The sequence below is a fragment of the Sinorhizobium sp. FG01 genome (assembly GCF_002531875.1).
Classification (GTDB): Bacteria; Pseudomonadota; Alphaproteobacteria; order Rhizobiales; family Rhizobiaceae; genus Sinorhizobium; species Sinorhizobium fredii_C.
In genome coordinates this window covers 2501-5000 of the sequence record NZ_NWTB01000048.1, presented here as the reverse complement: position 1 = coordinate 5000, position 2500 = coordinate 2501, and the positions used below count along the sequence as shown (strand labels likewise).

General features: G+C 53.6%; 1 rRNA gene (only partly in view). It reads right to left on the bottom strand.

The features are described from left to right. A 23S ribosomal RNA gene (locus CO656_RS29295) occupies positions 1–2313 on the bottom strand; it reaches 485 nt to the left of the window's first position. Positions 2314–2500 lie beyond the last annotated feature (187 nt).

The following is a 2500-nucleotide window of genomic DNA, read 5'->3' as shown; positions in this document are numbered from 1 at the left end:
GACCACCGGATCACTATGACCGACTTTCGTCTCTGCTCGACTTGTCAGTCTCGCAGTCAGGCGGGCTTATGCCATTGCACTCGACGAGCGATTTCCGACCGCTCTGAGCCCACCATCGCGCGCCTCCGTTACTCTTTCGGAGGCGACCGCCCCAGTCAAACTACCCACCATACACTGTCCCGGATCCGGATGACGGACCGCGGTTAGACATCCATGACGATAAGGGTGGTATTTCAAGGATGGCTCCACAGGAACTGGCGTCCCTGCTTCAAAGCCTACCACCTATCCTACACATGCCGACACGAATGCCAGTGTAAAGCTATAGTAAAGGTGCACGGGGTCTTTCCGTCTGACCGCAGGAACCCCGCATCTTCACGGGGAATTCAATTTCACTGAGTCTGCGTTGGAGACAGCGGGGAAGTCGTTACGCCATTCGTGCAGGTCGGAACTTACCCGACAAGGAATTTCGCTACCTTAGGACCGTTATAGTTACGGCCGCCGTTTACTGGGGCTTCGATTCAGAGCTTGCACCCCTCCTCTTAACCTTCCAGCACCGGGCAGGCGTCAGACCCTATACGTCGTCTTGCGACTTCGCAGAGCCCTGTGTTTTTGATAAACAGTCGCTACCCCCTGGTCTGTGCCACCCCATCATGGTTGCCCATAATGGGGTCACGCTTCTTCCGAAGTTACGCGTGCAATTTGCCGAGTTCCTTCAACGCAGTTCTCTCAAGCGCCTTGGTATACTCTACCTGACCACCTGTGTCGGTTTCGGGTACGGTCTATACGGTGGAGCTATTTCCCGGGACCGCGTCCAAGCCTGGACAATCCAATAAGTCCAGACAAGTTAAGCGATCCGTCACTACCACCAGGCCCACGAATATTAACGTGGTTCCCATCGACTACGCGTGTCCGCCTCGTCTTAGGGGCCGGCTAACCCTGCTCAGATTAACTTTAAGCAGGAACCCTTGGTCTTTCGGCGAGAGGGTCTCTCACCCTCTTTATCGTTACTCATGTCAACATTCGCACTTCCGATACCTCCAGGACCCCTCACGGGTATCCCTTCACAGGCTTACGGAACGCTCCGCTACCACGTGCCTTGCGGCACATCCTCAGCTTCGGTGCATGGCTTCAGCCCCGTTACATTTTCGGCGCAAAGACCCTTATTTAGACCAGTGAGCTGTTACGCTTTCTTTAAATGATGGCTGCTTCTAAGCCAACATCCTGGTTGTTTTGGGATCCTCACATCCTTTCCCACTTAGCCATGACTTGGGGACCTTAGCTGGAGGTCAGGGTTGTTGCCCTTTTCACGACGGACGTTAGCACCCGCCGTGTGTCTGCCGACTAGTACTCCCCGGTATTCGGAGTTTGGTTAGGATCAGTAAGACGGTGAGTCCCCATAGCCCATCCAGTGCTCTACCCCCGGGGGTATTCGGTCGACGCTCTACCTAAATAGATTTCGCGGAGAACCAGCTATTTCCGAGTTTGATTGGCCTTTCACCCCTAGCCACAAGTCATCCCAATCTATTGCAACAGATGCGGGTTCGGTCCTCCAGTTGGTGTTACCCAACCTTCAACCTGCTCATGGCTAGATCACTCGGTTTCGGGTCTAATGCGACATACTAAGGCGCCCTATTCAGACTCGCTTTCGCTACGCCTACACCTACCGGCTTAAGCTTGCATGTCACACTAAGTCGTTGACCCATTATACAAAAGGTACGCCGTCACCCTTGCGGGCTCCGACTGTTTGTAGGCATCCGGTTTCAGGTTCTATTTCACTCCCCTTGTCGGGGTGCTTTTCACCTTTCCCTCACGGTACTTGTTCGCTATCGGTCATGCACGAGTACTTAGGCTTGGAGAGTGGTCTCCCCATGTTCAGACAGGATTTCACGTGTCCCGCCTTACTCAAGGACAATGAGTGTTCTACGTGTACGGGGCTATCACCCGCTACGGCCGACCTTTCCAAATCGTTCCACTTTATTCCTCATTGCCACTGGCCTGGTCCGCGTTCGCTCGCCACTACTTGCGGAGTCTCGGTTGATGTCCTTTCCTGCAGGTACTTAGATGTTTCAGTTCCCTGCGTTCGCTTCTTATCCCTATTGAATTCAGGATAAGATACCTTTCAACAATGCTTGGAAACCTAAGCCGTGCTTTCGCACGGCTTAAATTTTCCAAGCATCTAAGGTGGGTTGCCCCATTCGGAGATCCATGGATCAAAGCTCATTCGCAGCTCCCCACGGCTTATCGCAGCGTATCACGTCCTTCATCGCCTGTGCATGCCAAGGCATCCACCAAATGCCCTTTTGACACTTGATCGTTCTCATTGCCAATGCTCATCCTTATTTGGCTTTGGCAAACCTTTCCTCCGCGCTCATCGCTCGGAGGGGTGCCAAACCTGGCCATACGGACACCTTTCAGTGTGCCGCACCGCCAGCCCAAAAGCCCGGTTACCTTTTACAACCGGGCCAGTCAGATGCCATCGACGTGTTCGATATGGTCCTCA